This window comes from Burkholderia sp. MSMB617WGS, assembly GCF_001532025.2.
In the GTDB taxonomy this organism is placed as follows: Bacteria; Pseudomonadota; Gammaproteobacteria; order Burkholderiales; family Burkholderiaceae; genus Burkholderia; species Burkholderia savannae.
Map to the genome: position 1 here is coordinate 1,800,351 of NZ_CP013457.1, position 23,301 is coordinate 1,823,651.

Sequence of the window (23,301 nt, forward strand, 5' to 3'; positions counted from 1 at the left end):
GGCGAGCGATGCAGGCGATATTCCAGATCATCGCGAACGGCACGGACATCACGCGCACGATTCAGGATCGCGTGCTGCGGATCAGGACGACGGACAAGCCCGGCCTCGAGGCGGACGAATGCGAGATCGAGCTCGACGACCGCGACGGCGTGATCCGCTTCCCGCCGAAGGGCGCGACGCTGAAGATCTCGCTCGGTTGGGAAGGGCAAGGGCTGTCGATGCTCGGCGAGTACGCGATCGACGAGATCGTGTTGCGCGGGCCGCCTGCGACGTTGGCGATCCGGGGCCGGCCGGCGAACCTGCGGGCGACGTCGAAGACGCACCGTTACGGCAGTTGGTCGAACGCGAAGCTCGCCGACGTCGTCGGCGACATCGCGCGCCGCAACAAGTGGGCGGCCGCGTGCTCGATCGACGTGGTCGTGCCGCGCGCGGATCAGTTCGGCGAAAGCGATCTGCACTTCGTCACGCGGATCGCGCGGCAATACGGGGCGACGGCGACCGTGAAGGCCGGCAAGCTGATCGTCACGCCGATCGGCGGCGGCAAGAGCGCGAGCGGCAAGGTGCTGCCGGCGCTCGTGCTCGCGCCGGAGCAACTGATCGACTATGAGATTGCGTTTCCGGATCGCGCGAGCTTCGCGGCCGTGCGCACGAAGGTGCATGACGCGAAGTCGGGCAAGAAGATCGATCTCGTGATCCCGAATCCGGATGCGCCGCCCGGTGCGGCGGCTGTCCACACCGAGCGGCACGCGTTCGCGAGCCCGCAGGCGGCGAAGGCCGCGGCGTCCGCGCGTCTGGCGAAGCTGAACCGGCACACGGCCACGAGCCGCTTGCGGATGCTCGGCCGCGCCGATGTGTCAGCAGAGAAAACCGTGACGCTGAAGGGCTTCAAGCGTGATGCGGACGGCGATTTCCTCGTCGAGTCGGTGACGCACGAATACGCCGGCCGCAGTTGGGAGACAGAGGTCGTGCTGAACGCCGGCAACAAGGGCAAGGCGAAGGCCGGACACGGCAAGAAGCAGGCGAAGAAGATCAATCTCGTCATTCCCGCGCCGCAGCCGTAACGCGGACGCAGGGCATACAGCAGAGCCGCTCACGGGCAACCGGAGCGGCTCTTTCTTTTTGTGGAGTCAATCACTGTGAAAAGCGAAATTGCGGCGAGCGCTGCGAAGAGCGCCCCGCCGGTTGCGTCGTCGCTGTGGCTGTGGGCATCGGGGCACGACGCGAACTGGTGGGCGTCGCTGCTCGTGTCGATTCTGACGGGCGGCTACATCTGCCTTCAGTGCTACTACCTGATCAAGAACAAGGGGCGTCGAGGTGGCAAGCATGGTTAAGGTGCCGAAGAAGACGCTTGCCGGCGTCGTCGGCGCGATCTCGGCGGGTGTGCTGACGGTGGTCGTGCCGAAGTTCGAGGGCGTCAAGCTGGTGGGCTATCTCGACCCGGTCGGCATCCCGACGAAATGCATGGGCGACACGCGCGACGTCGTCGTCGGCAAGGCGTACAGCGAGGCCGAGTGCCGCGCAGCACTCGAAACGCAACTGATTGCGCACGCCGAACCCGTGCTGCGTTGCACGCCGGGGCTGAAGGATCGTCCGTATCAGCTCGCGGCGGCCGTGAGCTTTGCATACAACGTCGGCGCGCATGCCTACTGCAACAGCACGACGGCGAAGCGCTTCAACGCGGGCGACCTGCGCGGCGCGTGCCGCGCGATCAACGAGTCCGACGACGGCCGCCCGCAATGGGTGACGGCGCGGGGCCGGGAGATGCCCGGCTTGGTGAAGCGGCGCGCGGAAGAGCGCGCGATCTGTGAGCGGGGACTGTGATGCCGAAAGCAACCCCGTATCTGTTGGCCGCACTGCTTGGCATGGCGGCCGGCGCTGGGATCGAGCACCTGATCGGCGCACGTCGGCTTGCCGACGAGCAGGCCGCGCGAGCGCTCGATGCGCAACGGCACGCCGAAGCATTGGGCGCGATCTCGCACGCGGCGCTCGACGCCGAGCAGCGCGCGATCGCCGCGCACGATGCGGCGGCGTCGGCGGTGGCCGCCGTCGACCAACGAACCACGAAGGAGAGAAACGAGCATGAAGCAGAGAGTCGCAGCCTGCGGGCTGCTCTTGCCGCTGGCACTGAGCGGCTGCGCGTCGCCGTCCGAAACTGCGCGGCAGCCGATCGCGACGGCATGTCCGGCGCTTCCAGCGCCGCCGGCATGGGCGATGGTGCCGCCGCCTATGCAGACGTCGACGCAGCGGTTGCGGAGCGCGTTTTTGCAGTCGCCGGGGACGACCAGCGCGAGATCGACAAACTGACGGCCCTACAGGGCTACGTGTGCGCGGCGCGGCCTGAGACGCCGGGCTGCGACCAGAAGTAACGAGAAACAGGGCGACTGGCGTGCGTGCGCGAACACGCGTGCCAGTCGCCTTTCCACTGTCTGAGCCAGTGAATCGGCCAAGGCCCTGCTACCTACCGGTAGGCGGGCCGGATTCTACACCAAGTTTAAAAACGGCTTTCACAATGGCAAATCCCATCATTCCTTGGATCGGCGGCAAGCGTCGTCTCGCGGACCACATCATCCCGCGCTTTCCGAAACACGATTGTTACGTCGAGGTTTTCGCGGGCGGGGCCGCGCTTTACTTCCTTCGACCGCCGGCCAAGGTCGAGGTGATCAACGACATCAACGGGGAACTGGTGAACCTGTATCGCGTCGTTCAGCACCATCTCGAAGAGTTCGTGCGTCAGTTCAAATGGGCGCTGACGAGCCGGCAGGTGTTCGAATGGCTCAAGCACACGGTCCCGGAAACGCTCACCGATATCCAGCGTGCGGCACGGTTCTACTACCTTCAGAAAAGCTGCTTTGGTGCCACGGCCGAGGGGCATACATTCGGAACGGCGACGACAGCGCCGCCTGGCTTAAATCTGCTTCGTATTGAGGAGGAGCTTTCAGCCGCGCACATCCGGCTCGCGAATGCGTACATCGAGCGACTCGATTGGGCTGCCTGCATCGATCGATATGACCGGCCGCATACCCTGTTCTACCTTGATCCGCCGTACCTCGACACGAAAGGGTACGGCGTTCCGTTCCCCTTCGAGGAATACGAGAAGATGGCTGAGCGGCTTCGATCGATCAAGGGGCGAGCGATCGTCAGCCTCAACGACCATCCGGAGATCCGGCGGGTGTTCGCCGGCTTCCATATCGAGAGCGTGCCGATTCAGTACACGATAGGCGGCGGGAAGGGCGTCGAGCGTCGCGAGCTGATCATTTTCAGTTGGGACGATTCAATCGAGCCGGCCGGGTTGTTTTGACGCGTGCGGCCGGCGCGGTAATCGCGCCGGCTGGCTCAGATATCGACGTAGGCGGGGAGCAGGTCTTGATCGACGAGCCGGATCTCGATGCGGTTCGCGATCGCGACGTGCTCGGGATTGTCGACCGAGAACGGGGCGTCCGTGACGCTGACGATGATCGTGCCGGTCTGTTTGCCTTTGGCGGGTACGGGAATCAGTGCTCGGGCCTCGGGAACCTGCTGTTGCGTAATGATCTTCGGCAAGTAGAGCATCCAGCCGACGCCGGGCTTGTCGTCGAACACCTTCTTTTCGAAATACTCGATCGGTGCGACCGAGACGACGGCGGGGGTGTAGGTCGCTACCAGCAAAGAAACGATGCCCTGAATGGCTGCGAGCGGTGCCAGTCCCGTTTCCGCGTCACGTGGCTTGGGCGGATCGATTGCTACCTCGGACGGTAGCGGGCCGGTATCGATAGAGAGCTTCAACGTCGCGCCATCGGTCGGGTTGTTATGCCCGTTCCATAACCCGACTACCTTTGCGCGATTCCGTTTGCCTTGATACTTGGTTTTGAGTACCGCTAACAGCGCGGTCGAAGGTGCGCCCGAGGCTTCGAAGGCGGGGTAGAGCAGTGCCTCTTCCTCGGTAGATCCCGTCAAGTACCACTGGCCGAGTCGGTCGTCTTTGCCCGATAGTGCCTCGATAACGGACCACAACCGTACAAGATGCGCCTCGAAATTGCCTGGCTCGGCAAAATCGGGGGCATCGCGAAACAGGGTGACAATTTGCATGTTCGTCGTCATGGTTGATAGACAGATTGCACGCGAGCGCTGGTCAGCGTCGGCAGCATATATGTGCGTGCCTTCGGAGTTGCGAAGTACCACATTAGCCGTGCCGGCGGATTCGAATTGACGACGATCGATTGATTCAAAATCTGCTCGCTCATATCGAAGAAACCCGCGAAGAAGCGCTTCGGTCGGCCGTCGGTGTCGATGAACTGATCGTAGTTGCCCTTGGTTTCTTGCAGCAAGCACTCGTCCGGCTTGAAACCGTCGAAATCGATCCCAAGCCACTGCCACTCGTCGCTCCAACGGCAATACTCTACGTCGAATGCGAATCCCGTAATGCGGGCCTGATAGCGATAAGACGGCCAGTTGACGCCGTGATTGCGACGAATTTTCACTCCCCCCTCTGGCGGACATTTCTTGCAGCTTTCGCCGGTGCGCGGCAATGCCCGCACATCCGGCGTCGCCTTGCTGTCTTCCTTCGGCGTGTCACCCGACAGGCTCGCCGTTCCCGCCACCGTCGCCCCGCCCAACAAGGCGACGCCAACGCGCGCCAAGATCGGACCAAGCTCCACCGCCGCTGCTTCTATTACCGGAAACACCAATCCCGCCATGTTCCAGCCCTCCGTCCGGATGTTCGATGCGCCATTTGATGACGCGCAGATAGTCATGAAAGCGCGCATCGGCCGAACGGCCGGGACGCGTGAGCCAAGCCTTCGTCGCGGGCTTCTCGTAGAAGCTCGGCGCGTACGCCTCGAGCCTCAAGAACGCGACGATGTTCTCGTCCTGCTCGATGCCGAATGCGCGCGCGGCGCGATATGCGGTCCAGAGCCGGGACGACAAGCCGCCGTCATCGGCAAACGCCGGATTCTCCTTCACGAGATCCTGCCGAACGCGTTCGACGAAGCCGCGCTCGTCGATCTCCGCCAGTCCGGCGACCTGTTCCGTGGTCAGTTCAAGCATGCGGATGCACTCCGGTCAGCCGCCCGTCAATCTCGACGAGCCAGTCGTACGTCGCGGCGAAGAATTGCGTGCGCTGCGCGTCGCTCATCACGCGCGCGATGTCGGGCAGGATGCGCGCGTCATAGAAGCGGAACAGCGCCGTGCGGCCGTCCGGGAGCCGCACGTCGAGGCGCTCGCGCAATTCGGCGGCCAGCCGCTCGAACGGATACGCGCTGACGAGCCACGACATGCCGACCGACCCGGCCGCCAGCTCGGCGAGCACGCGCCGGATCGGCCCCGGCGCGAGTGCGTAATCGATCAGCCAAGGGCCGTGATCGGCGAGCGACGCGTCGGGCGTGCCGTCGAAAAGCGCGATCGAGTAGTTCGCGCGGCGCAGCGGCGGGGCGTCCGACGCTTCGGCGAAGAGCAGCGCGTCGACCACCGCGAAAAGCCGCGCGGGCAACGTGATTTGCTGGCGGCGCATCTCGAAATGCGCTTCGATGGCCGGCCGCGTCATGATCATCCGCGTGCGACCATCGTCGCGGCGTTCTTGGCCGCCGCCTTCAGGCATTCGAGGCAAAGGGTGGGGGATGGGGCGACAGCAGCCGCCGCTGCGACGGCCGATCCGCCGGGCGAACCGCCGTCCCCGCGTTCGCCCGCGCCGACATCATCGATCGTCCCGGTTCCCTGCGACGCGACCAGCTCCGCGCCGCACGCCGTGCGCATGCCTTCGACGGCGGTGTCGCGATCGGCGATCGTGTGCGGATAGCGGCGGCCGAGCAGATCGGGGAGGATCGGGAAGATGCCCTTGCAGCGCGGGCAAAGTACCTTGTGACCGACGCCGGCGACGCCGCGCCCGTCGAGCGTGAAGGTCGGCGAGCCTTCGATTACCTTGCCGCCATGCGTCGTCGTGTCGCCGACGCGGATGATCGCGCGCTTTGCCACCTGGCCCTCTCGTGTCAATTTGCGTGCAAATTTACCATCGAGCGCGGCAGACGCGGTTGTTACGGTTGTGCAGCCACGACACCTGTCAGTTCTGTCAGTTGTGCGACATCTTGCGTCGGCGTGCCCCTCGCATCTTCCGACGTCAACGCGGCGTGGTGTTTAGCGGCTGCAAGCGGATCGCTGTATTCGTCGTAAATCGAATGCGCATCCCAAAGGAGCGTAACCCAACGATCTCGAACTCGATAGACGCCGATCGACCATCCGGTCGGGTGCGTATAGCCGTATGAGCTGACGGCAGTCCAGCCGAACTCGCGAAGTTCATCGTGGTAGGTCATCGTCATCGCATCATCCCCGCGCGCTGCATCTCCTTTCGAAGGAGATGGCGCAGTCGCTGAAAATGCCCTTGCGGGCCTCCGAACGGCCCCTTGTCGACCACCTCTTGGTCGACCCTGTCGAACCAAGTCTTGATTTCGCTGAGCGACTTTCGGAGCATCACGATCTCAAGAATCAGACAACGGACATCCGGATCGGTGTGCGTGCGCCACATAGCGCGCAGTTCCTCGGTATTCGGCGCGTCGAATTCAGGCATCGCGGCTTTGTACCTGAAATGCGCATCCCGAAGCGGCACGCGGTTGCGGTCGATCTTCGTGTGTTCTAGCGGCGCAGTGTGCATAAGGCGCCAGGCACGGGGATTTTCGTCAATCCAATCTTCGAATTCTTCGTGCGTCAACTCGATCGGGGTGCGTAGCAGTTCCCGGCTTCCCGAGAATCCGTATTCCCAGATATACGCCCAGCGAGGTTTCATCATACGATAAATACTGTATGGGCATCCAGTATATCGCGGAGTAAGATGCATTGGTCAAGCATCGAAAACGGGGGCGGGAATGTGTACGAACTACCGTGCGCCTGGAGAGCCCGAGGGCTTCGCCGAGCTGAAGCTCCCCGTGTTGCGTGATCTCTGGGAGCGGCAGCCGTGGGAGCGTGAAATCTATCCGGACTATCTCGCGCCGATCGTCGCTGCGGTCGACGGGCACGTCGAAGCGCTGCTCGCCGGATTCGGCTACTGGCCGCACGCATTGCAGAAAGCGAACATCGAGAAAGCGAAGGCTGAGGGCAAAGCGCCGCCGATCATGCGTAGCACAATGAACGCGCGCGATGACAACCTTGAAAAGTCGCCGCTATACGGGCCGGGGTGGCGTGCGGGTCGCCGATGTCTGATTCCAGCCCAAGGTTCGATGAGGAGGACATTCAGGTGTCCGCTCTCCGTGAGCATTCGGCCGCCCCACCGTCACTGAGCTTTTGCGTCACGATGCTGCCTTGGAAGTGGTACTTAGGTTATAGGGTCGCATTCAAAGATGCATAGTTACATGCGTGGGAGAAGCCCCCGTGCGCCTCGTCATCGCTAGACGAAGATTGCGTTTGTCGTCGCACCTCAGTAGAATAAAACCATGCCGGCGACTAGGAGTATTCTCCAGTCTTATGTCTGGCCTCTACCGGGTCTGCATCCATGTTACGTGTGGGCGATTCCTTGATTTCAGGGAGTCGCCCATTTCGTATGGAAGTCCCATCGGTTCGAGTTGACACCGGCCCGGTCATCCCTTCACCGCAGATTTCCTTAGCGGCACCTCGGCGGCCGTGGGAATCGTGATATCGTTCCCGATCAGGTTCCCAAATAACTCAGCTTCGCCGCGCTAGACGTCCCTAGCGACGCGTTTGCGGCACTACATCGAGCAATTCTGCGAAATGAACAAGAAGCCGCTGGAAACCCTCTTCAATGCGATGTATCACGGGAAGCAGTCGTTCCAAGACTTCGCTACTTGTGACATCGAGCGGAGGGTTACTCGTAAAACGGTATCCAATAATTCGATGAAAGAGCGAACCGTATACGTGGCGGATAAGATTCTAGCAAAATATCATTCGTTTCTTAATCTATTCATTTTTAATCACCTTCCAATCAGAGAGGATATAGTTTTCTCGTATAGAAAGGGAGCGAGTGCCGTCGATGCTGTCAAGAAGCATGTTAATGGTCGCCACTTCTATCAAGTCGATATCGAAAATTTCTTCCCTAGCATATCAGCAGATTCTATTAAAAAAGCCATCCTAAGAGGAATCAACCAAGTTCCGGTCAGCGATGTGGCTGAGTATCTAGATCGAATTATTGACCTCGTCACAGTTGAATCCACACTTCCCCTTGGTTTTTCCACATCTCCGGCGATAAGCAATACAGCTCTTCTTCTATTCGATGATGCCCTATTTAGCGTGTGTGTAGAAAAGGGTCTCGTCTATACCCGGTATTCTGACGATATCACGATCTCAGCGCAAGAAAAAGAGCTCTTGTTAGGAATGGATGCGACGATTACACGTCTTCTCGCTGAGTGTGGCTATCCGCAGATGCACCTCAACGATCAAAAAACCAAACTGACCAGTATCGGGCGAAAGATCAAGATACTTGGCATGGTTATTCTTCCGAATGGACAGCTTGCCGTCGATTCGAAAATTAGAAACCGGGTGGAGACGATGTTGTATTTCTACGTCCGTAATAATGATGCATTGATAGATTTCACAAACACCGATTTGGAAGAGAGCGCCGACGTACTTGGCGGCTTGCTAAACTACGTCAACACAATCGATCAAAAATATCTGGACAAACTTCGTCGGAGATATGGTGTCACGGTGGTCGATACGCTGATTCATCGGCAAAAAAATACGGATTCGAAGAGGAGCAAGTGACGATGGAACTTTTCGTTCAAATCGAAAATGTTCAGCACATCACTAGTGCGTGTATCGCAGTCCCGTTTGATGGCAGTCGGCTATTTTGTATCGTCGGTAGAAATGGCGTTGGGAAGACTTCTATCGTAAAAGCGCTGAGAAATCTTCGAGTCGCGGACACATATAACTTCACTTCGGATCGCAGTATTTTCTCGCCACAAAGCCGCATTGTTTATCGCTACGACGGCACCGATTACCTGTTCGAGTACGACGAGAACATCGGCGCCCTGAACAGCAAAACGCCCGTTCCGCGGACATTGAAGGATGAGATTGATGTTGAGCTGCCTATGCCATATGGCGAGCGATTCAATTACTTTCAAACAATTAGTAACAACGATGCCGAAATACGGCAGAACGTTGTTCTGGAGAATTACTCCGTTCCGCAGGAGCTCATTGATTTTCTTTCTGATATTTACGGGGAGCGTCGATTTGACAATCTTCGTGAAATTAGAATAAGGAATAGATCATATTTTTGCCTTATCAAGAGGGATAGTCGATATATTCGCGAAGATTACTTCAGCTCAGGGGAGTTCTTCGTTATTAGTTTGTACCGGAAAATTCGAAATCGAAAGAGGCTCATTATTATTGATGAGATAGATATATCTCTTGATGCCGCTGCTCAGGTGCATTTGATAAGGAATTTGCGACGTTTTTGCGCAGACTACAATGTCAACATCGTATTCACAACTCACTCTCTAGCTATGCTTCGCTCATTAGATCAAGACGGTGAGATATTGTACCTGACGAACGAAAATGGCCACGTCGAACATAACGAAGTAACATACAACTACGTTAGAAGTATTTTGTTTGGATTCACTGGGTGGGATAGATACATCTTGACCGAGGACAAGATTTTAAGTGAATTCATCGAACATATTATTCGAAGGTACATAAAAAGAATATTTAGTTCGTATACGATAGTTCATATCGCAGGCGGATCGAACACTGTTGACTTGATGACAAGAAACAGAAGCGGGAAATTTTTCACTGAGGACGCGACTGTCATTTGTATTCTAGACGGAGATCAAGCAGGGGAGCGATATGTACACGCTCGTGGCGACATTCTATTTGTTCCTTTTTTGAGTGTTGAGAAAGATATTTTTATCGAATACCAAGATGGAAAGCTAAAAAAATTGCCGGATGATTGGAAGGGTGATATTGGTAAGAAGGATGGGAAAGGACTTTTTATTGCATTAAAGCGATCTGGACTATACAGTCAGACGGAGCTTTTTGAGCACTTGTGCGAAAAATATGAAAAAGAGATTCAGCCGCTTGTTGTGAAAATAGAGGAATTTCTCGCGCCGGCCTAGAAATACATCGTCCATGCGAGCAGTCCGGGCGCCGAGCTATGCTCGCGTTACAACGGGTTCGGACATGTCAACGACTGCATCACATTCATCATTGACCGGCTTAAAGGGTAAAGTGCAAATGGCCGCAATGGGTTGTGGGAGCAGACGCCGCGTTCACGGGGACTCGTAGAGCAGTTCAGGGTCGGTAGCGGCCGATCCGGAAATCCAGTAGCGCAGGTTGTGGTGTAGCTTTCGGATTTTCGCCTTGTCAGATAAGGCGAAAAGACATATGCATCATTGGAGTAAGGCTCGCAGTTGCGCCGGTGTGTTGTGCGCTCGTATGACCGGGAAAAGTTGCTTTGGCTGTGAGTCGCAAAGTTCATAGATTGGTTTCCCAACCGGTGGCGGTTCCTCGGCGGCGGTGACCTGCCTCATCTCTACAAAAAAGCCCCGATTCCTCGAGGCTTCTCGCTTTCTTCATATTCCAAATAGCTTACTTGCTGCTTGGATGCCAATTAATAGCTGTGGGAAGATATCCTCAATCGCCTTTGCGGCAGGGGCGACAGATTCCCGGCGGATCTTCCCAAACTCCTGCGCACCCACCGTTCCCATCCTTGATGACTATCTTTACGTGACCCGTTTTCATATAGGTCACGATTTCGCCGCGATGCTTACCGGCGTGTTGGCTCTGGCCATTACCAATATTCAGATTTACAATTTTGGCAATTTCATGCAACGGTCCATCGATTACCTCCGTAAGCTTTCGAATCCTTTCTAAGTCCGCACCAGGCAGTTCCATTCCACTGCCTTGTATTTCATCCGCCATGATTCCACTCCACGTTTGTGCTGGTTGCACGGTTATAGGGCACACAACCATATAAATCTTAGTAAACGCGCTTGAGAAAGCTAGTATGGTTTCAGTCAATAGGGTTGACGATAGTGTTGATAATTGCGATGTCCATGCGCGACCGTCAAGAATGCAGAAGGACAACGCATTTGTATCAATGGCCGCTGTACTTGGTTGCTTTTTTTCTGAACAATTGGGCTATAGGTTTTAACGTAGCTTTTGCATCAGAGCCATGTCAATTGAGGTGCAGTTGCTCTTGCATCATGGGCGACTGAGTGGACTCGATTCTCGTCACTGGTTATGTACGACAGTAAGAGATTCTTTGATTGGGCAGGGGCAATTTTTTTCGATCTACGCATTTTCTACGCATAACCTAATATGAGCGCCTCTGGGTTGATGAAGGCGAGTCCGGCCTCACGCACCATCCACGCTTTCCGAGCTTCCGTCGAGCCGGTCGAGATCGGTTCCATCGCGCCCGAGTCGCGCGTTTCTCACCGGAAGCGCTTCCGCGAAATTTCTCCAGCCGCCGCTTGTCGACGGCGGTCGTTGTGATCGAGCGCGAATTCTCTCGTTGGCTTCACGCGTTGCGCGCGGGTTTGCACGGGCATTCGCCCACTCGTCTGTTCATCCGTTCCGCCGTTCATCTTCCACGAGGCGGCCGAGCGCGTCTTCATCTTCAGCATGCACGGCTCCAGCCGCGCTTGATCGGCTCACGGTTCGGCGCGTCGAGTCGTGCTGCGCTCGAACACTGCATCCTGGCGAGCGGCCGCCCTCGACTCGGAGATCGGGCGACTTGCCGGCCGCGTCGACGCGGGCTTCGAACCAGGCGCACAATCTGCAGTCGATTCGTTGCGACGCGCGCGCTGCGGCGTCATCGGCCGTTATCGCGCGACTTCCTCAATCCCTTGCCAGAACGACGCCATGTCCCCTTCACTTGCGCTGGACCCGGACTTCCTCGAACTCCTCGCCGGCAGCCATCTGCGGCTGACCGGCACGCCGCTCGTCGCTCCCGAGTTGCCCCGCGCGGACGCCCCGCGCTGGCTCTACGAGGACGCCCCGTTTTGCGTGCTCGCCCACGACACCGCCGCCGACCCGCGCTATGTCTACGCGAACAGGACTGTGCAGCGCTGCTTCGAATACAGCTGGGACGAGATGACCGCGTTGCATTCGCGGTACTCGGCCGAGGAGCCGAATCGCGACGAGCGCGCGCGGCTGCTCGAAGCGGTGCGAACGCGCGGATTCGCAACCGGCTATCGCGGGCTGCGCATTGCGAAGTCGGGGCGGCGCTTCTGGATCGAAGACGTCACCGTCTGGAACCTGATCGATCGCGACGGCACCTATCGGGGGCAGGCGGCGACCTATCGCCGGTGGACGGATGCGTGAACCGTGGCGAGCGGCCGTCGAGCGTCGCGCGCGGAGCGCGACGGCGAAGCGCCGTGAGCGGCGGCAAGCGGCGGGGCGGCAAGCGGCGGTAGGCAGTAGTAAGCGGATCGCGCGCCGCGAACGCGTCGCCGGGCGATGGCGGCGCGCGCGGTTTCGCGCCGCGCTCGCCGCAATCGACATGTACGTCGGCTCGTCGGCGCGCTGCGCGAACGGCTCGCGCGAGCGAACCGGCGAGCGAGCGCGCCCTGACGCCGGCCCGCCGCCGCCCAGGGCCCGCGCTCAATAAGTCGACCGATAGTTGGCCCCTTGATCGAACCGGTTCTGCCAGTGCTTCAGGTACTGCGCGGCGAGCGCCGGATTGTTCCAGACGACGAGCACGTTCTCCGAATTGCGCGCGGCCGCCGCGGCGCTGTAGTTGAACGAGCCCGTCTCGACATGGCGGCCGTCGACGACGATGTACTTGTCGTGGTGGATCGCATAGCGGTCGATCGTGCGCGTCGGCACCTTCGCGTTGACGAGCAGGTTGAGCGCCTGCTTCGACGCCTTCGAGCGATTGCCGTCGTTGTCGACGACGATCGCGACGTCGACGCCGCGGCGATGCGCGTCGAGGAGGGCGCGCACGACCTTCGGCGACGTGAACGAATAGCCCGCCAGACGGATCGACGCGCGTGCCGCGCCGATCACCTTCAGCACGAGCGTCTCGGCGCCGCCGTCAGGCGAGAACGCCGCTTCGACGACTTGTCCCGCGGGCGCTTCCCTCGATGGCGACGGCAGCGCGTCGGCGATCAGCTCGAAGAGGCGGGCGATCAGCGAATCGGAAGCCGTCTTGCTGACGGCGGGCGGCGCGGCGGACAGGAAAACGGCGGCGAGACACGCGGCGGCGAGCCGCTTGGGCAACTGCATGCGATTCTTGGGCGTTCGAAACTGAAGAGGACGAGAGTGTAACGGCATCGGTGCGATTTTCGTCGATTCTTTTCGCCGCTTTTTCCGTCGCCTCGCCGGGACGTTTCTGTCGACGCCCGCCGACGAACGGCGCCGCGCGGCGCCGTTTCATGTCGTTTCGTTTCGCTTTGGATCGCCCGAGCCGCCGCGGTCAATAACCGAAGCTCGTCGCCATCTCGTCGATCAATTGCCGCTGGAACGCGCCGAAGCGCTCGCCCGGCTGCTGCGCGATCGCGAGCTCGAGCATCGGGTCGGCGACGTCGGTGCGAACGCCCGACAGCGCCTCGACGATCGCGTGCCCGCAAAACGGTACGTAGGCCTCCGAATAACCGCCCTCGTGGACCACGACGAGCCGCCCGCCGCAATGCCGCTGCGCGGCCTGCATCAGCGCGTGCGTCATGAACCGGTAGCTTTCGCTGTGCAACTGCATGCGCGCGAGCGGATCGACCGCGTTCGCGTCGAGCCCGCTCGCGACGACGACGAGCTCGGGCTTGAACGCGTCGAGCGCGGGCAGCACGATGCGCTCGAACGCGTAGCGATACGCGTCGTCGCCCGCGCCCGCGAGAAGCGGAACGTTGAGGTTCGCGCCTGCGCCCGCGCCCGCGCCGCGCTCGTCGGCGCCGCTGTAGCCGGGCGGAAAGCAGCGGTCCTGATGCAGCGAGATCGTCAGCGTGTTCGGATCTTCGTAGTAGATCGCCTGCGTGCCGTTGCCGTGATGCACGTCCCAGTCGATCACGGCGACGCGCTCGATCCGATGCTTCGCGCGTGCGGCCTCGAGCGCGATCGGAATGTTCGCGAGCAGGCAAAAGCCCATCGGTTTGTCGCGCAGGCAATGGTGGCCGGGCGGGCGCGACAGCGAGAACGCGTTCGCCGCGCGCTCGGCGAGCACCGCGTCGACGGCGGCGAGCGCGAGCCCCGCCGACAGCGCCGCGATCTCGTAGCTCCCCTTGCCGAACGGCGCGAGCTCGCCGAGATCGCCGCCGCCCGCGTCGCTCGCGCGCTTGAACGCTTCGAGGTAGTGCGCAGGATGGATGCGCCGCAGATCGGCGCCGGTCGCGGCGGGCGCGCTCAGCATGTCGAGATGCGCGGCGAGCCCCGACGCGTGCACGAGCGACAGCAGGCGCCGTTTCGAATCGGGCGATTCCGCGTAGCCCGCGCTCGACGGCGGCTGCACCCATCCGCCGACCGGAAAGAACAGCGCATGCGCGCCGCCCGTGTGCCAGAAAGTGCGTTCGTCGGTGAAGAAAGCGGTTTTTTTCATTGCGATGAGCTGAAACGATGAAGGAGGAGGGGAACGACATGCGGCGTCAATGCGCGTCGCGTTCGACGCGCAGCAGCGCCGCGAGCGATGCGATCGACACGATCGCCGCGACCGAGAACAGCGCGCGCAGCGTGCCGCCGCCGTCGAGCAGCAGCCCGGCGACGAGCGGCCCGGCAGCGAGCCCCGAGCCGATCACGAGATTGAGCGTCGCGATCAGGCGGCCCGTCGCGTCGATGGCCGCCACGCTCGCGAGAATGAACGGCAGGACGAACGTCCACGCGAACTTGAAGCCGAAGATCGCGATCGTGTAGCCGGTTGCGTTCGGCATCGCCGCGAGCATGACGAGCGACGCGGCGAGGATTCCATACCCCGCGAACAGCATCGCGCGCCGCGCGGCGCGGCCGCCGAGATACGACGCGAGCGCGGCGCCCGCGATTCCCATCAGGCTTGCGATCGCGAGCACGTTGCCGCTTGCCTGCGCGCCGAAGCCGACCGCGGACGCCGCCTTGTTCGCGAACGTCCACACGCCGCCTATCGCGAGATAGAACGTCAGCACGCCGGCGATCGCAAGCGCGGCCGGTGCGCGCGCCATCGGCCGATGCGCGCCGCGCTCGCTCGCGGGCCGCGCGCGCGGCGCGGCCGGAAAGCGGCTCGCGAGCGGCGCCGCGCACACGGCGAGCGCGGCGAGCACGACGTACAGCGCGCGCAAGCCGACCGCGTCGAACAGATGCGGCAGCAGAAAGAGGCCCGCCGCGCCCGCGATCAATTGGCCGACGACCCACAGCCCGTAGACGCGATCGCTGTTGCCGCTCGCCGCGGCGCTCGTCATGCAGAGCACCATCAGCGTGCCGCCGCCGAGCGCCGTCGCCGCGCGCAGCGCGAGCAACGGCACGAAGCCCGGCATCAGCATGGCGGTCGCGAGATTGCCGGCGCAGAACACGGCGGCCGCGCACCACGCGACGCGCCTCGCGTCGACGCGGCCGAGCCACAGATACGACGGCAGCGTCGCGAGGCTGAACGCGCCGAGCTCGACGAAGAAATACGTGCCGATCTGCGACGCCGACAGCCCGAGCTGCGCGCCGAGCTGGCCGGCGACGGCCGGCGCGACCAGCAGCAGGAGCGGCGTAATCGCTGCGAACGCGACGAGCGCGGCGAGCGTGCCGCTCGTGAAATCGGGCGCATCGGCGGGCGGCGTCGCCCCCGGCGGCGCCGCATCTTGCAGCAGAGTTCTCATGGTCGTGCTCTCCAAGGCTCGAATCGGGATTCAGAAGACGTGATACATGCCGAGCATCGCGCCGAACTGCGACGCGCCGGCGAGCGGCGTCGGGTCGTATTCGTAGACGGTCTGCGAACTCCGGCCGCTGTTCTTCGCGTAGCCGAGGTTCAGGTAAGCGACGGTGCGCTTCGACAGCGAATACGTCGTGCTCGCGATGAAAAGCGTCGGATGGCCGATCTGCGGCGTCGGCGAATCGGTGTGATAGACGCCGCCCGCGAAACCGAAGCGGCCGCTCGTCTGGTAGCGCGCGCCGCCCCAGACGATCGTGCGAGCGGGATCGAGCTCGCCCGTCATCCGCTCGACGCCGGCATAGACGGTGAGCGGCAGCGACGCGAACGCGTAGCGCGCGGCGAGCGTGCCGATGTCGCGCCGCAGCGCGGAGCGATCGGCGCCGCCGTCGATCGTGCCGTGCGACTGGTGCACGACCGCGCTCGCCGACAGCCCGTTGCTCGTGAACTGGCCGCCGAGCTCGAGCACGCGGCCCGCGCGCGAGTGGCCGGCGATGCCGCCGGTGGCGGCGAGCGCCTCGAAGTCGAAGCCGGCGAACGTCGCGGACTGGATCTTGATCGAGTTGTCGATGAAGTTCGCGGACAGCGGCACGAGCACGCCCTGGCCGCTGTACGACGCGTACCAGAGCGGATCGTAGAAGAGGGTCTTGTCGAACAGCGTGCTGAACTGGCGGCCGAGCGTGACGGTGCCGGCCGGCCCGCCGATGCCGACGTACGCGCCGCGAAAGAACGCGTAGCCCGGCACGGTCGCCGTGCCGTCGTTCAGGTTGATGCCTTGCTCGAGCTTGAAGAGCGCGCGCCAGCCGCCGCCGAGGTCCTCTTCGCCCTTCAGGCCGATCTGGGAAGGCAGGATTCCGTAATTTTGCAATCGCCATGCGGCTTTCTGGCCGTCGGCGCGTGACAGATACTGCACGCCCGCATCGGCGACGCCGTAGAGCGTGAGCGTCGACTGCGCGTGCGTCGGATCGGACAGTGCGGCGAGCGTCGCGGTTGCGGCGAGCGCGCGTCGTCTGCGAGTGTTTCTGAACGTCCTCATCGCTTCGTTTCTCCAAACCGTGTAATCGTTGTCGTTCGGGGGGCGTTGGCAGTGTCGGTAGCGGCAAAGCCGCTGCACAGCCGTTCAGATGAACGATGCGGAAAACCCTCAAGGCATCCTGAATGCCGTCGCGCCGCGGCGCGCGCGTGCGGCCGCGGCGCGGCGGCGCCGATGATGCGGTGCGGCAACGCGCCGGCACCGTTCAAATGGATGGGGCATTCGCGGGTTCGCGGCGCGGCGGTTTTCAAAAAAACCGGCGGCTATAATCGATCGCTCATCGGAGCGATCGAAGCGCGCAAGGCCGGCGAGACGAGCGGGCAAGGGAGCGGTCAGTGGTGGCGATCAGAGCGGGTATTCGGCAGGACATCGATGCGCTGCGCGACGTGCCGGCGGCGATCGTGCTCGACGAAGCCGCGTGGCCGCCGCTTGCGCCGCGCCGGCGCGACTTCGACGGCGTCACGCAGACGCCGGGCGCGGCGTCGCGCGAGTTGAGCCTGTTCCTGCTCGACCTGTACGCGGTCGCGAGCCGCGCGTCGATCGGCGAGTTCGAATGCCGGTTCTTTCAGCTGCTGTCGCGTTATCTGCCGTTCGACGCAGGCTGGACGGGCGTCGCGAACCACACGCCGACCGGCCCCGTGATGCACAACAGCTACTTGTACCGGCTGCCGCACGAGTTTTTCATCGACTGGAAGCGCGTGCGCGATTGCGATCCGCTCGCGCACCGCACCTTGCACGGCGCGTACGGGCAGGCGGCGATCCTGTCGGTCGTCGAGCCTGGCCTCGACGGGCGTTTTCGCGACTGGTGCGTGAAGTACGGGCTCGCGCAGTTGATGTGCGTGTGCACGCTCGACCGGCGTTTCGGACTCACGACGTTTCTGTCGATCTACCGGCAGGGCCTGAATCGTCCGTTCACCGACGACGACGCGCGCCGCTACGAAGACGTGATTCCCCACCTCGCGGCCGCGCTGACGATCAATCGCGCCGCGCAATTGACCCGCTTGCGCAGCGAAGCGGCCGCATCGACGGTGCGCGCGATCTGCGACAACTTCGGCGTGCTGCATCACGCGGACGCGGGTTTCGGCGAGGTGCTGCGAACCGAGTGGCCGGACTGGGGCGGCTCGCGGCTGCCGCCCGCGTTCGTCGAGCATCTGCGCCGCCACGCGTCGCAGCCGTATTCGGGCGACGCGCTGTGCATGCGCTGCGTGCCCGTCGCGGGCCTGTACCAGCTCGAGGCGCGGCCGCGCTCGCTGCTCGACCGCCTGAGCCCGCGCGAGCTCGCGGCGATCCGCTATTACGGCGAAGGGCGCTCGCACAAGGAAGTCGCGCAGTGCATGGAGATCGCGCCCGCGACCGTGCGGCACTATCTGCGCTGCGCGTATCGCAAGCTCGGGATGCACGACAAGAGCCAGATCTCCGGCGTGCTCGGCGAGATCGATCGCGCGGCGCAGGGAATCGGCGCGGAGCCCGGCATCGACGAGTGACGCATGATCCGCGCGCGGCGAAGCGCGCGAAATGGTTGTGACCGCAACCATTTGGCTCTATGCTCGTCGCTTCATCGAACGAGGAGACACGCATATGGATCGAGCACCGATGCGCGCGGCGATCGTCGGGATCGGCGCGATCGGCGGGCTGTTCGCGGCGGCGCTCGCGCGCGCGGGCTGGGACGTGAGCGCATTCGCGCGCGGCGCGACGCTCGGCGCGTTGCGCGATCGCGGGCTGCGGATCGTCGGCGAGTCGGGGGAGGAAACGGCGGTTCCGCTGCGCGCGAGCGACGACGCGCATGCGCTCGGCGTGCAGGATTACGTAGTCATCGCGCTGAAGGCGCAGGCGCTGCCGGAACTCGCGACGCGCATCGCGCCGCTCGTCGGGCCGCAAACGACCGTCGTCGCGGCGATGAACGGCCTGCCGTGGTGGTTCTTCGACGGCTTCGGCGGCCCGCTCGACGGCGCCGTGCTCGACGCGATCGATCCGGGCGGCGCGACGGCGGCGGCGCTGCCGCCCGCGCGCGCGATCGGCTGCGTGGTTCATCTGTCGTCGGCGACGCGCGAGCCGGGCGTCGTCGCGCGCGGGCGCGGCAACCGGCTGATCGTCGGCGCGCCGCGGCGCGAGCTGCTCGATCTTGCCGCGCGCTTCGCCGACGCGCTCGAGGCGGGCGGCTTCGACGTCGAGCGCTCGGCCGACATCCGCACCGACATCTGGGCGAAGCTCTGGGGCAACATGAACATGAATCCGCTGAGCGCGCTGACGGGCTCGGCGGCGGACCGCCTGCTCGACGACCCGTACACGCACGCGCTCGCGCTGCGGATGATGGAGGAGGCCGACGCGATCGGCGCGCGGCTCGGATTGTCGGCCGGGATGAGCGGCGCCGAGCGGATCGTGGTGACGCGCAGGCTGGGCGCGTTCAAGACATCGATGCTGCAGGATCTGGAGGCGGGGCGGCCGCTGGAGATCGGGCCGATTCTGGGCGTGTTCCCGGAACTCGGCCGCAAGCTCGGCGTGCCGACGCCGTATTGCGACGCGGTGCTCGGGCTGCTGCGTCAGCGCGCGTTCAATTCCGGGCTGTGAGGTCCGGCGCGGCGGGCGACGGCCGATCGATGCGGGCGATTCGCCCGGCGCGTGATGCGGCGACGCGGCGCGCGTGTGCGAAAGCGGGGTGGGTGCGGGTTCAGCGTACGTCGTTCGGCGCACGTCGTTCGGGCGGGGGAGACGGGCGAAATGCGGGTGAAATACGGGCGAAACGCGTGCCGGACGTCGCCGATTCGACTACGGTTGCCGATCCACCGATCCACCGATCCACCGATCCACCGGCCGGAGGACTCGTCGATCTGCCGACCCTTCGCCCAACCGAACGAATAGTCGGCGCGAAACCCGACCCAATCATCCCTGCGCCGACCACCCGTCGCTCGGCTCCAACCCCCGCGCTTCCGAGTCGAGCGCGAGCCGGACACGAGCCTCCCGCATGCCGCCGGCCGAGCTCAATCCGTCCGTTCCCGCGCGCCCGCGATGATCTTGTCGAGCGCACGGCTGAACGTGGCCTTCTCGCTTTCGCTCAGACAGTCGAGCAGCGTCGCGTTCCACTTGCGCGCGATCGGCATGATCTTCCGGTTGAGCGCGACGCCGGCCGGCGTGAGCGCGATCAGCACGACGCGTCCGTCGTCGTCGCTCGGGCCGCGCCTGACGAGCCCGCGCCGGATCAGCGCCTCGGCCGCGCGGCTCGCCTGGCTCTTGTCGAGATTCGCGCGCCGCGCGAGCTCCATGATCGAGAACGGCCCGAACGCGCCGACCGACGCGATGATCCGCGCCTCGGGCAGCGATATGCCGAGCTTCGTCTGATAGAGCTCGCCGATGCCGCGATCGGAGAGCTTGTTCAGCACGTGCATCCGGTAAGTCATGAACTGGTCGAGCCCGACTTTGCTGCCTGCCATGTCGTGTCCTGAATGAGGGGTGCGGGCCCGATTGTTGCCGCATCGCGGCGCGCGGTCAACGGTGCCGTCCGCGCGCCGAACGCGCGACGCACGTCACGCCCGGCCGTAGCGCAGCCGCGTCAGTTGCTCGGCTTCGTTTTCCAGCAGGCGCGCGGCGTCGCGCAGCGCCGCGTCGAGCGTGATCGGCCCGGGCGCGGGCGAAAAGCAGCCGTCGAAATGATCGGACAATTGCGGCAGCGCCGCCGCGTCGATCGCGCCCGACAGCAGCGTCGCCGGCACGCCCGCCGCGCGCGCGTGCCGGCATGCGACGAACGGGGCCTTGCCGTGCAGCGTCTGCGCATCCGAGCGGCCTTCGCCCGTGATCATCCAGGTCGCGCCCGCGAGCGCCTCGTCGAGCCCGACCTGGCGCGCGACGACCTCGGCGCCCGGCTCGAAGCGCGCGCCGAGCACGTGCAGCGCGAAGCCGAGGCCGCCCGCGGCGCCGGCGCCGGGCAGGTCGCGGGCGCGGCCGGCGGAAGTGCCCGCGGGACGGCGGCCGAGCGCCGCCTCGACGAGCGTCGCGAAATGGCCGAGCGCGGCGTCGAGCGGCGCGACCTGCTCGCGCGTCACGCCCTTTTGCGGGCCGAACACGGCGGTTGCGCCGTGTTCGCCCGTGAGCGGATTGTCGACGTCGGACATCGCGACGAACGATGTGCCGGCCAGGCGTGCGTCGAGCTCCGCGACGTCGACGCTCGCGACCTGCGCAAGCCGCTCGGGCGTCGGATCGATCTCCCGGCCGTGCGCATCGAACGCGCGCAAGCCGAGGCCGGCCAGCAAGCCCGCGCCGGCGTCGTTCGTGCTGCTGCCGCCGAGCGCGACGTAGAAGGTGCGCACGCCTTCGTCGAGGAGCGCGCGGATCGCGTCGCCGAGGCCCCGCGTGCTGCGCGCGGCGACGGGCACGCGCATGCCGGCCGGATCGGTGATGCCGACGATTTCCGCCGTCTCGACGATCGCCGTGCGCTCGTCGATGAGGCCGACGGCCGCGTCGCGCGGCGCGAGCGACGCGCCCGGCACGCGCAGCGTGCGACGCGCGCCGGCGTGCGCGAGGAGCGCATCGAGCGTGCCTTCGCCGCCATCGGCCATCGGGCGGCGGCGCAGGACGGCGTCGGGGCGCGCCCGCGCGACGCCGGCGGCGATCGCGTTCGCGACCTGCTCGGCCGACAGCGACCCCTTGAACGAATCGGGAGCAATGACGACGACGGGCGCGGGCGAGTGCAGCGGCATGGTGTCTCCGGAGGCGGTTCGTGACGACGGGCCGATCGCGCGTGGGCAAGTCGGGCGGGCATGGCGAATGCGAGGGCGCACGCGCGCCGTGCGACGGCCGGCGAGGACCGTGAAGCGAGCTTACCGGATGCCCGGCGCGCGCGGGATACCGCGTTGCGCATGTTCGGGATCGCTCGGGGCGCGCCGCGCGCGATGCTGCGTCGCGCCAGGGCTCGAACTCGCGGTGAGGGGAAAATAGTTTGCTAGAATAGTCGATTCTTCCGGCCAAAGCCGTGCATCAAGCCGCCGACGGGACGCGCGCGAGGCTGACTAGGCCGCCAGGCGCGGCCTGCGCCCGATGCGCTCGCGCAAGCGAACGGACGGTGCGCGACAGCGCGTCCGCCGCAAGGCTGGCACGGCAAGGAAAAACCGATTCGCTCGAATAATTTTAGGACGATTGAAGCCATGGCTAACGTTGTTGAAAACCTCGGCAAGCTCGAACGCCGCGTGACGATCTCCCTGCAGAAGGAAGTCGTGCAGAAGGAGATCGACGCCCGCATCCAGAAACTCGCGAAGAACGTGCGCATGCCGGGCTTCCGCCCGGGCAAGGTGCCGCTCAAGATGGTCGCGCAGCAGTACGCGGGCCAGGTCGAGGCGGAGGTGCTGAGCGACAAGATCGGTCAGGAATTCTTCACGATCAGCCGTGCGGAAAACCTGCGCGTCGCGGGCCAGCCGAGCTTCTCGCCGAAGCAGGACATCACCGAAGGCGCGTACGCGTTCGACGCGACGTTCGAGGTGTACCCGGAAGTGCAGATCGGCGATCTGGCGAGCGCTGAAGTCGAGCGCTCGACGACGACGATCGGCGACGCCGAGATTGACCGCACGCTCGACATCCTGCGCAAGCAGCGCGTGCACTTCCACGCGCGCGGCGAAAGCGGCGAGCACGGCGACGGCGGCGCGGACGCGGCCGCGCAGAACGGCGATCGCGTGACGGTCGATTTCGTCGGCAAGATCGACGGCGTCGCGTTCCAGGGTGGCACGGCCGAAGACTTCGTGTTCGTGCTCGGCGAAGGGCGGATGCTGCCCGAATTCGAGACGGCCGCTCTCGGCCTGAAGGCGGGCGAGCCGCGCGAATTCGACCTGAAGTTCCCGGACGATTACCACGGCAAGGACGTGGCGGGCAAGACGGCGCAGTTCACGGTCACGATGAAGAAGGTCGAGTGGCCGCACCTGCCGGCGATCGACGCCGATTTCGCGAAGTCGCTCGGCGTCGAGGACGGCGATCTGACCAAGATGCGCAACGAGATCAAGGAAAACCTCGAGCGCGAGGCGAAGCGCCGCACGCAGTCGATCGTGAAGAACCAGGTGATGGACGCGCTCCTCAAGATCTCCGAGCTCGACGTGCCGAAGGCGCTCGTCGAGCAGGATCAGCAGCGCCTCGTCGAGATGGCCCGCCAGGACCTCGCGCAGCGCGGCGTGCCGAACGCGAAGGACGCGCCGATTCCGGCCGAGATGTTCGCCGAGCAGGCCGAGCGCCGCGTGAAGCTCGGCCTCGTGCTCGCCGAGCTCGTGAAGGCAAACGGCCTCGAGGCGAAGCCGGAGCAGATCCGGGCGGAAGTCGACGAATTCGCGAAGAGCTACGAAGACCCGAAGGAAGTGGTCCGCTGGTATTATTCGAATCAGCAGCGCCTTGCCGAAATGGAAGCGTTCGTCGTTGAGAGCAACGTCGTCGATTTCGTGCTGGGCAAGGCGAAGGTGACGGACAAGGAAGTAAGCTTCGAGGCACTGGCGAGCGCAACGGCGCAAGCTTAAGTGTCGCTCTAGCGGCGTGCCGGCTGTCGGAGCGACGACGGCCCGCACGCCGTTTTTCATTGGGG

The 23,301-nt window shown here is 63.7% G+C and carries 26 protein-coding genes and 1 pseudogene; 12 read left to right on the forward strand and 15 right to left on the reverse strand.

Annotated elements, in window-relative coordinates; genetic code table 11:
- Positions 1-8: 8 nt before the first annotated feature.
- The 5 genes from WT60_RS09035 to WT60_RS09055 all read left to right on the forward strand — a co-directional run bounded on the left by WT60_RS09035 (position 9) and on the right by WT60_RS09055 (position 3,298).
- A complete protein-coding gene (locus WT60_RS09035; RefSeq protein ID WP_060355269.1) occupies positions 9-1,061 on the forward strand; it encodes a contractile injection system protein, VgrG/Pvc8 family in 1,053 nt (350 codons plus the stop codon).
- Between the two features lie 75 nt (positions 1,062-1,136).
- Positions 1,137-1,331, forward strand: a complete 195-nt coding sequence (locus WT60_RS09040; RefSeq protein ID WP_004533694.1) for a hypothetical protein — start codon at positions 1,137-1,139, stop codon at positions 1,329-1,331.
- The gene (locus WT60_RS09045; RefSeq protein WP_060355268.1) at positions 1,324-1,821 is read left to right on the forward strand and encodes a lysozyme; all 498 of its coding nucleotides are present in this window, start codon (positions 1,324-1,326) and stop codon (positions 1,819-1,821) included. Before WT60_RS09040 ends, WT60_RS09045 begins: the two co-directional genes overlap by 8 nt.
- Positions 1,821-2,366 carry a lysis system i-spanin subunit Rz gene (locus WT60_RS09050; protein WP_060355267.1) on the forward strand — a complete coding sequence of 182 codons (546 nt, stop codon included), beginning with the start codon at positions 1,821-1,823 and terminating at the stop codon, positions 2,364-2,366. The genes WT60_RS09045 and WT60_RS09050 overlap by 1 nt, the downstream gene beginning before the upstream one ends.
- A 143-nt stretch (positions 2,367-2,509) precedes the next feature.
- Positions 2,510-3,298 carry a DNA adenine methylase gene (locus WT60_RS09055; RefSeq protein WP_060355266.1) on the forward strand — a complete coding sequence of 263 codons (789 nt, stop codon included), beginning with the start codon at positions 2,510-2,512 and terminating at the stop codon, positions 3,296-3,298.
- A 35-nt stretch (positions 3,299-3,333) separates the two neighbouring features.
- Here the strand turns inward: WT60_RS09055 and WT60_RS33525 are convergent, their stop codons facing one another.
- Genes WT60_RS33525 through WT60_RS09090 form a run of 7 tightly spaced genes read right to left on the reverse strand, consistent with a single transcriptional unit; the run spans position 3,334 to position 6,751 of the window.
- Positions 3,334-4,077, reverse strand: a complete 744-nt coding sequence (locus WT60_RS33525) for an immunity 52 family protein (protein ID WP_060355265.1) — start codon at positions 4,075-4,077, stop codon at positions 3,334-3,336.
- On the reverse strand, positions 4,074-4,664 hold the full coding sequence (locus WT60_RS09065) for a restriction endonuclease fold toxin 5 domain-containing protein (protein WP_236860877.1): 591 nt from the start codon (positions 4,662-4,664) through the stop codon (positions 4,074-4,076). The genes WT60_RS33525 and WT60_RS09065 overlap by 4 nt, the downstream gene beginning before the upstream one ends.
- On the reverse strand, positions 4,549-5,022 hold the full coding sequence (locus tag WT60_RS09070) for a hypothetical protein (RefSeq protein WP_236860870.1): 474 nt from the start codon (positions 5,020-5,022) through the stop codon (positions 4,549-4,551). Before WT60_RS09070 ends, WT60_RS09065 begins: the two co-directional genes overlap by 116 nt.
- Complete coding sequence (locus tag WT60_RS09075) at positions 5,015-5,524, reverse strand: DUF4123 domain-containing protein (RefSeq protein ID WP_100185266.1); 510 nt, start codon at positions 5,522-5,524, stop codon at positions 5,015-5,017. The genes WT60_RS09070 and WT60_RS09075 overlap by 8 nt, the downstream gene beginning before the upstream one ends.
- Entirely contained in the window at positions 5,521-5,946 is a 426-nt protein-coding gene (locus WT60_RS09080) for a PAAR domain-containing protein (protein ID WP_100185267.1), read from the reverse strand. Before WT60_RS09080 ends, WT60_RS09075 begins: the two co-directional genes overlap by 4 nt.
- A gap of 59 nt (positions 5,947-6,005) precedes the next feature.
- Positions 6,006-6,287, reverse strand: a complete 282-nt coding sequence (locus tag WT60_RS09085; RefSeq protein ID WP_082745164.1) for a hypothetical protein — start codon at positions 6,285-6,287, stop codon at positions 6,006-6,008.
- The gene (locus WT60_RS09090) at positions 6,284-6,751 is read right to left on the reverse strand and encodes a hypothetical protein (protein WP_059580888.1); all 468 of its coding nucleotides are present in this window, start codon (positions 6,749-6,751) and stop codon (positions 6,284-6,286) included. Before WT60_RS09090 ends, WT60_RS09085 begins: the two co-directional genes overlap by 4 nt.
- A 79-nt stretch (positions 6,752-6,830) precedes the next feature.
- Here WT60_RS09090 and WT60_RS09095 point away from each other — a divergent pair.
- The 3 genes and pseudogenes from WT60_RS09095 to WT60_RS33530 form a co-directional block, all read left to right on the forward strand.
- Positions 6,831-7,175: pseudogene (locus WT60_RS09095) on the forward strand (DUF159 family protein); the annotation flags it as partial.
- Positions 7,176-7,689: 514 nt separating this feature from the next.
- A complete protein-coding gene (locus tag WT60_RS09100; RefSeq protein ID WP_145986759.1) occupies positions 7,690-8,676 on the forward strand; it encodes a reverse transcriptase family protein in 987 nt (328 codons plus the stop codon).
- Between the two features lie 2 nt (positions 8,677-8,678).
- Entirely contained in the window at positions 8,679-10,025 is a 1,347-nt protein-coding gene (locus WT60_RS33530; protein WP_145986760.1) for an AAA family ATPase, read from the forward strand.
- A 517-nt stretch (positions 10,026-10,542) separates the two neighbouring features.
- Here WT60_RS33530 and WT60_RS33535 read toward each other — a convergent pair.
- Positions 10,543-10,830, reverse strand: coding sequence for a hypothetical protein (locus WT60_RS33535; protein WP_145986761.1), 288 nt, complete (start codon positions 10,828-10,830; stop codon positions 10,543-10,545).
- 512 nt (positions 10,831-11,342) lie between these two features.
- Complete coding sequence (locus WT60_RS33540) at positions 11,343-11,534, reverse strand: hypothetical protein (RefSeq protein ID WP_145986762.1); 192 nt, start codon at positions 11,532-11,534, stop codon at positions 11,343-11,345.
- A gap of 49 nt (positions 11,535-11,583) precedes the next feature.
- On the opposite strand from WT60_RS33540, the gene WT60_RS09105 reads away from it, so the two are divergent.
- A complete protein-coding gene (locus WT60_RS09105) occupies positions 11,584-12,234 on the forward strand; it encodes an MEKHLA domain-containing protein (RefSeq protein WP_236860871.1) in 651 nt (216 codons plus the stop codon).
- 279 nt (positions 12,235-12,513) lie between these two features.
- Here WT60_RS09105 and WT60_RS09110 read toward each other — a convergent pair whose 3' ends face one another.
- From WT60_RS09110 to WT60_RS09125, 4 genes are all read right to left on the reverse strand, one after another.
- Entirely contained in the window at positions 12,514-13,137 is a 624-nt protein-coding gene (locus WT60_RS09110) for a phospholipase D family protein (RefSeq protein WP_038744658.1), read from the reverse strand.
- A gap of 190 nt (positions 13,138-13,327) precedes the next feature.
- Positions 13,328-14,437 carry a class II histone deacetylase gene (locus tag WT60_RS09115; RefSeq protein ID WP_038744656.1) on the reverse strand — a complete coding sequence of 370 codons (1,110 nt, stop codon included), beginning with the start codon at positions 14,435-14,437 and terminating at the stop codon, positions 13,328-13,330.
- Between the two features lie 46 nt (positions 14,438-14,483).
- The gene (locus WT60_RS09120; RefSeq protein WP_059580686.1) at positions 14,484-15,671 is read right to left on the reverse strand and encodes an MFS transporter; all 1,188 of its coding nucleotides are present in this window, start codon (positions 15,669-15,671) and stop codon (positions 14,484-14,486) included.
- Positions 15,672-15,701: 30 nt separating this feature from the next.
- On the reverse strand, positions 15,702-16,757 hold the full coding sequence (locus WT60_RS09125) for a porin (RefSeq protein ID WP_038744653.1): 1,056 nt from the start codon (positions 16,755-16,757) through the stop codon (positions 15,702-15,704).
- Between the two features lie 335 nt (positions 16,758-17,092).
- Between WT60_RS09125 and WT60_RS09135 the strand changes: the two genes are divergently transcribed.
- Both WT60_RS09135 and WT60_RS09140 read left to right on the forward strand, forming a co-directional pair.
- Positions 17,093-18,238: a LuxR C-terminal-related transcriptional regulator gene (locus WT60_RS09135; protein ID WP_038744650.1), complete on the forward strand. Its 1,146-nt coding sequence runs from the start codon at positions 17,093-17,095 to the stop codon at positions 18,236-18,238.
- Positions 18,239-18,332: 94 nt separating this feature from the next.
- Positions 18,333-19,322 carry a 2-dehydropantoate 2-reductase gene (locus tag WT60_RS09140; RefSeq protein ID WP_060355872.1) on the forward strand — a complete coding sequence of 330 codons (990 nt, stop codon included), beginning with the start codon at positions 18,333-18,335 and terminating at the stop codon, positions 19,320-19,322.
- Between the two features lie 410 nt (positions 19,323-19,732).
- Here WT60_RS09140 and WT60_RS09145 read toward each other — a convergent pair whose 3' ends face one another.
- Positions 19,733-20,182, reverse strand: a complete 450-nt coding sequence (locus WT60_RS09145) for a MarR family transcriptional regulator (protein ID WP_060355871.1) — start codon at positions 20,180-20,182, stop codon at positions 19,733-19,735.
- Between the two features lie 93 nt (positions 20,183-20,275).
- Positions 20,276-21,439: a glycerate kinase gene (locus WT60_RS09150; RefSeq protein WP_100185339.1), complete on the reverse strand. Its 1,164-nt coding sequence runs from the start codon at positions 21,437-21,439 to the stop codon at positions 20,276-20,278.
- Positions 21,440-21,889: 450 nt separating this feature from the next.
- On the opposite strand from WT60_RS09150, the gene tig reads away from it, so the two are divergent.
- Complete coding sequence (gene tig, locus WT60_RS09165) at positions 21,890-23,236, forward strand: trigger factor (RefSeq protein WP_038744644.1); 1,347 nt, start codon at positions 21,890-21,892, stop codon at positions 23,234-23,236.
- Positions 23,237-23,301: the final 65 nt, after the last annotated feature.

What these genes read in the sequence shown, in the direction of transcription:
- WT60_RS09125 (WP_038744653.1), bottom strand. Translation starts at nt 16,757, where the DNA reads ATGAGGACGTTCAGAAACACTCGCAGACGACGCGCGCTCGCCGCAACC.
- tig (WP_038744644.1), top strand. Translation starts at nt 21,890, where the DNA reads ATGGCTAACGTTGTTGAAAACCTCGGCAAGCTCGAACGCCGCGTGACG.
- WT60_RS09070 (WP_236860870.1), bottom strand. Translation starts at nt 5,022, where the DNA reads ATGCTTGAACTGACCACGGAACAGGTCGCCGGACTGGCGGAGATCGAC.
- WT60_RS09050 (WP_060355267.1), top strand. Translation starts at nt 1,821, where the DNA reads ATGCCGAAAGCAACCCCGTATCTGTTGGCCGCACTGCTTGGCATGGCG.
- WT60_RS33535 (WP_145986761.1), bottom strand. Translation starts at nt 10,830, where the DNA reads ATGGCGGATGAAATACAAGGCAGTGGAATGGAACTGCCTGGTGCGGAC.
- WT60_RS33530 (WP_145986760.1), top strand. Translation starts at nt 8,679, where the DNA reads ATGGAACTTTTCGTTCAAATCGAAAATGTTCAGCACATCACTAGTGCG.
- WT60_RS09045 (WP_060355268.1), top strand. Translation starts at nt 1,324, where the DNA reads ATGGTTAAGGTGCCGAAGAAGACGCTTGCCGGCGTCGTCGGCGCGATC.
- WT60_RS09120 (WP_059580686.1), bottom strand. Translation starts at nt 15,671, where the DNA reads ATGAGAACTCTGCTGCAAGATGCGGCGCCGCCGGGGGCGACGCCGCCC.
- WT60_RS09140 (WP_060355872.1), top strand. Translation starts at nt 18,333, where the DNA reads ATGGATCGAGCACCGATGCGCGCGGCGATCGTCGGGATCGGCGCGATC.
- WT60_RS09110 (WP_038744658.1), bottom strand. Translation starts at nt 13,137, where the DNA reads ATGCAGTTGCCCAAGCGGCTCGCCGCCGCGTGTCTCGCCGCCGTTTTC.
- WT60_RS09085 (WP_082745164.1), bottom strand. Translation starts at nt 6,287, where the DNA reads ATGACGATGACCTACCACGATGAACTTCGCGAGTTCGGCTGGACTGCC.
- WT60_RS09115 (WP_038744656.1), bottom strand. Translation starts at nt 14,437, where the DNA reads ATGAAAAAAACCGCTTTCTTCACCGACGAACGCACTTTCTGGCACACG.
- WT60_RS09075 (WP_100185266.1), bottom strand. Translation starts at nt 5,524, where the DNA reads ATGATCATGACGCGGCCGGCCATCGAAGCGCATTTCGAGATGCGCCGC.
- WT60_RS33525 (WP_060355265.1), bottom strand. Translation starts at nt 4,077, where the DNA reads ATGACGACGAACATGCAAATTGTCACCCTGTTTCGCGATGCCCCCGAT.
- WT60_RS09145 (WP_060355871.1), bottom strand. Translation starts at nt 20,182, where the DNA reads ATGGCAGGCAGCAAAGTCGGGCTCGACCAGTTCATGACTTACCGGATG.
- WT60_RS33540 (WP_145986762.1), bottom strand. Translation starts at nt 11,534, where the DNA reads ATGCTGAAGATGAAGACGCGCTCGGCCGCCTCGTGGAAGATGAACGGC.
- WT60_RS09055 (WP_060355266.1), top strand. Translation starts at nt 2,510, where the DNA reads ATGGCAAATCCCATCATTCCTTGGATCGGCGGCAAGCGTCGTCTCGCG.
- WT60_RS09035 (WP_060355269.1), top strand. Translation starts at nt 9, where the DNA reads ATGCAGGCGATATTCCAGATCATCGCGAACGGCACGGACATCACGCGC.
- WT60_RS09100 (WP_145986759.1), top strand. Translation starts at nt 7,690, where the DNA reads ATGAACAAGAAGCCGCTGGAAACCCTCTTCAATGCGATGTATCACGGG.
- WT60_RS09090 (WP_059580888.1), bottom strand. Translation starts at nt 6,751, where the DNA reads ATGAAACCTCGCTGGGCGTATATCTGGGAATACGGATTCTCGGGAAGC.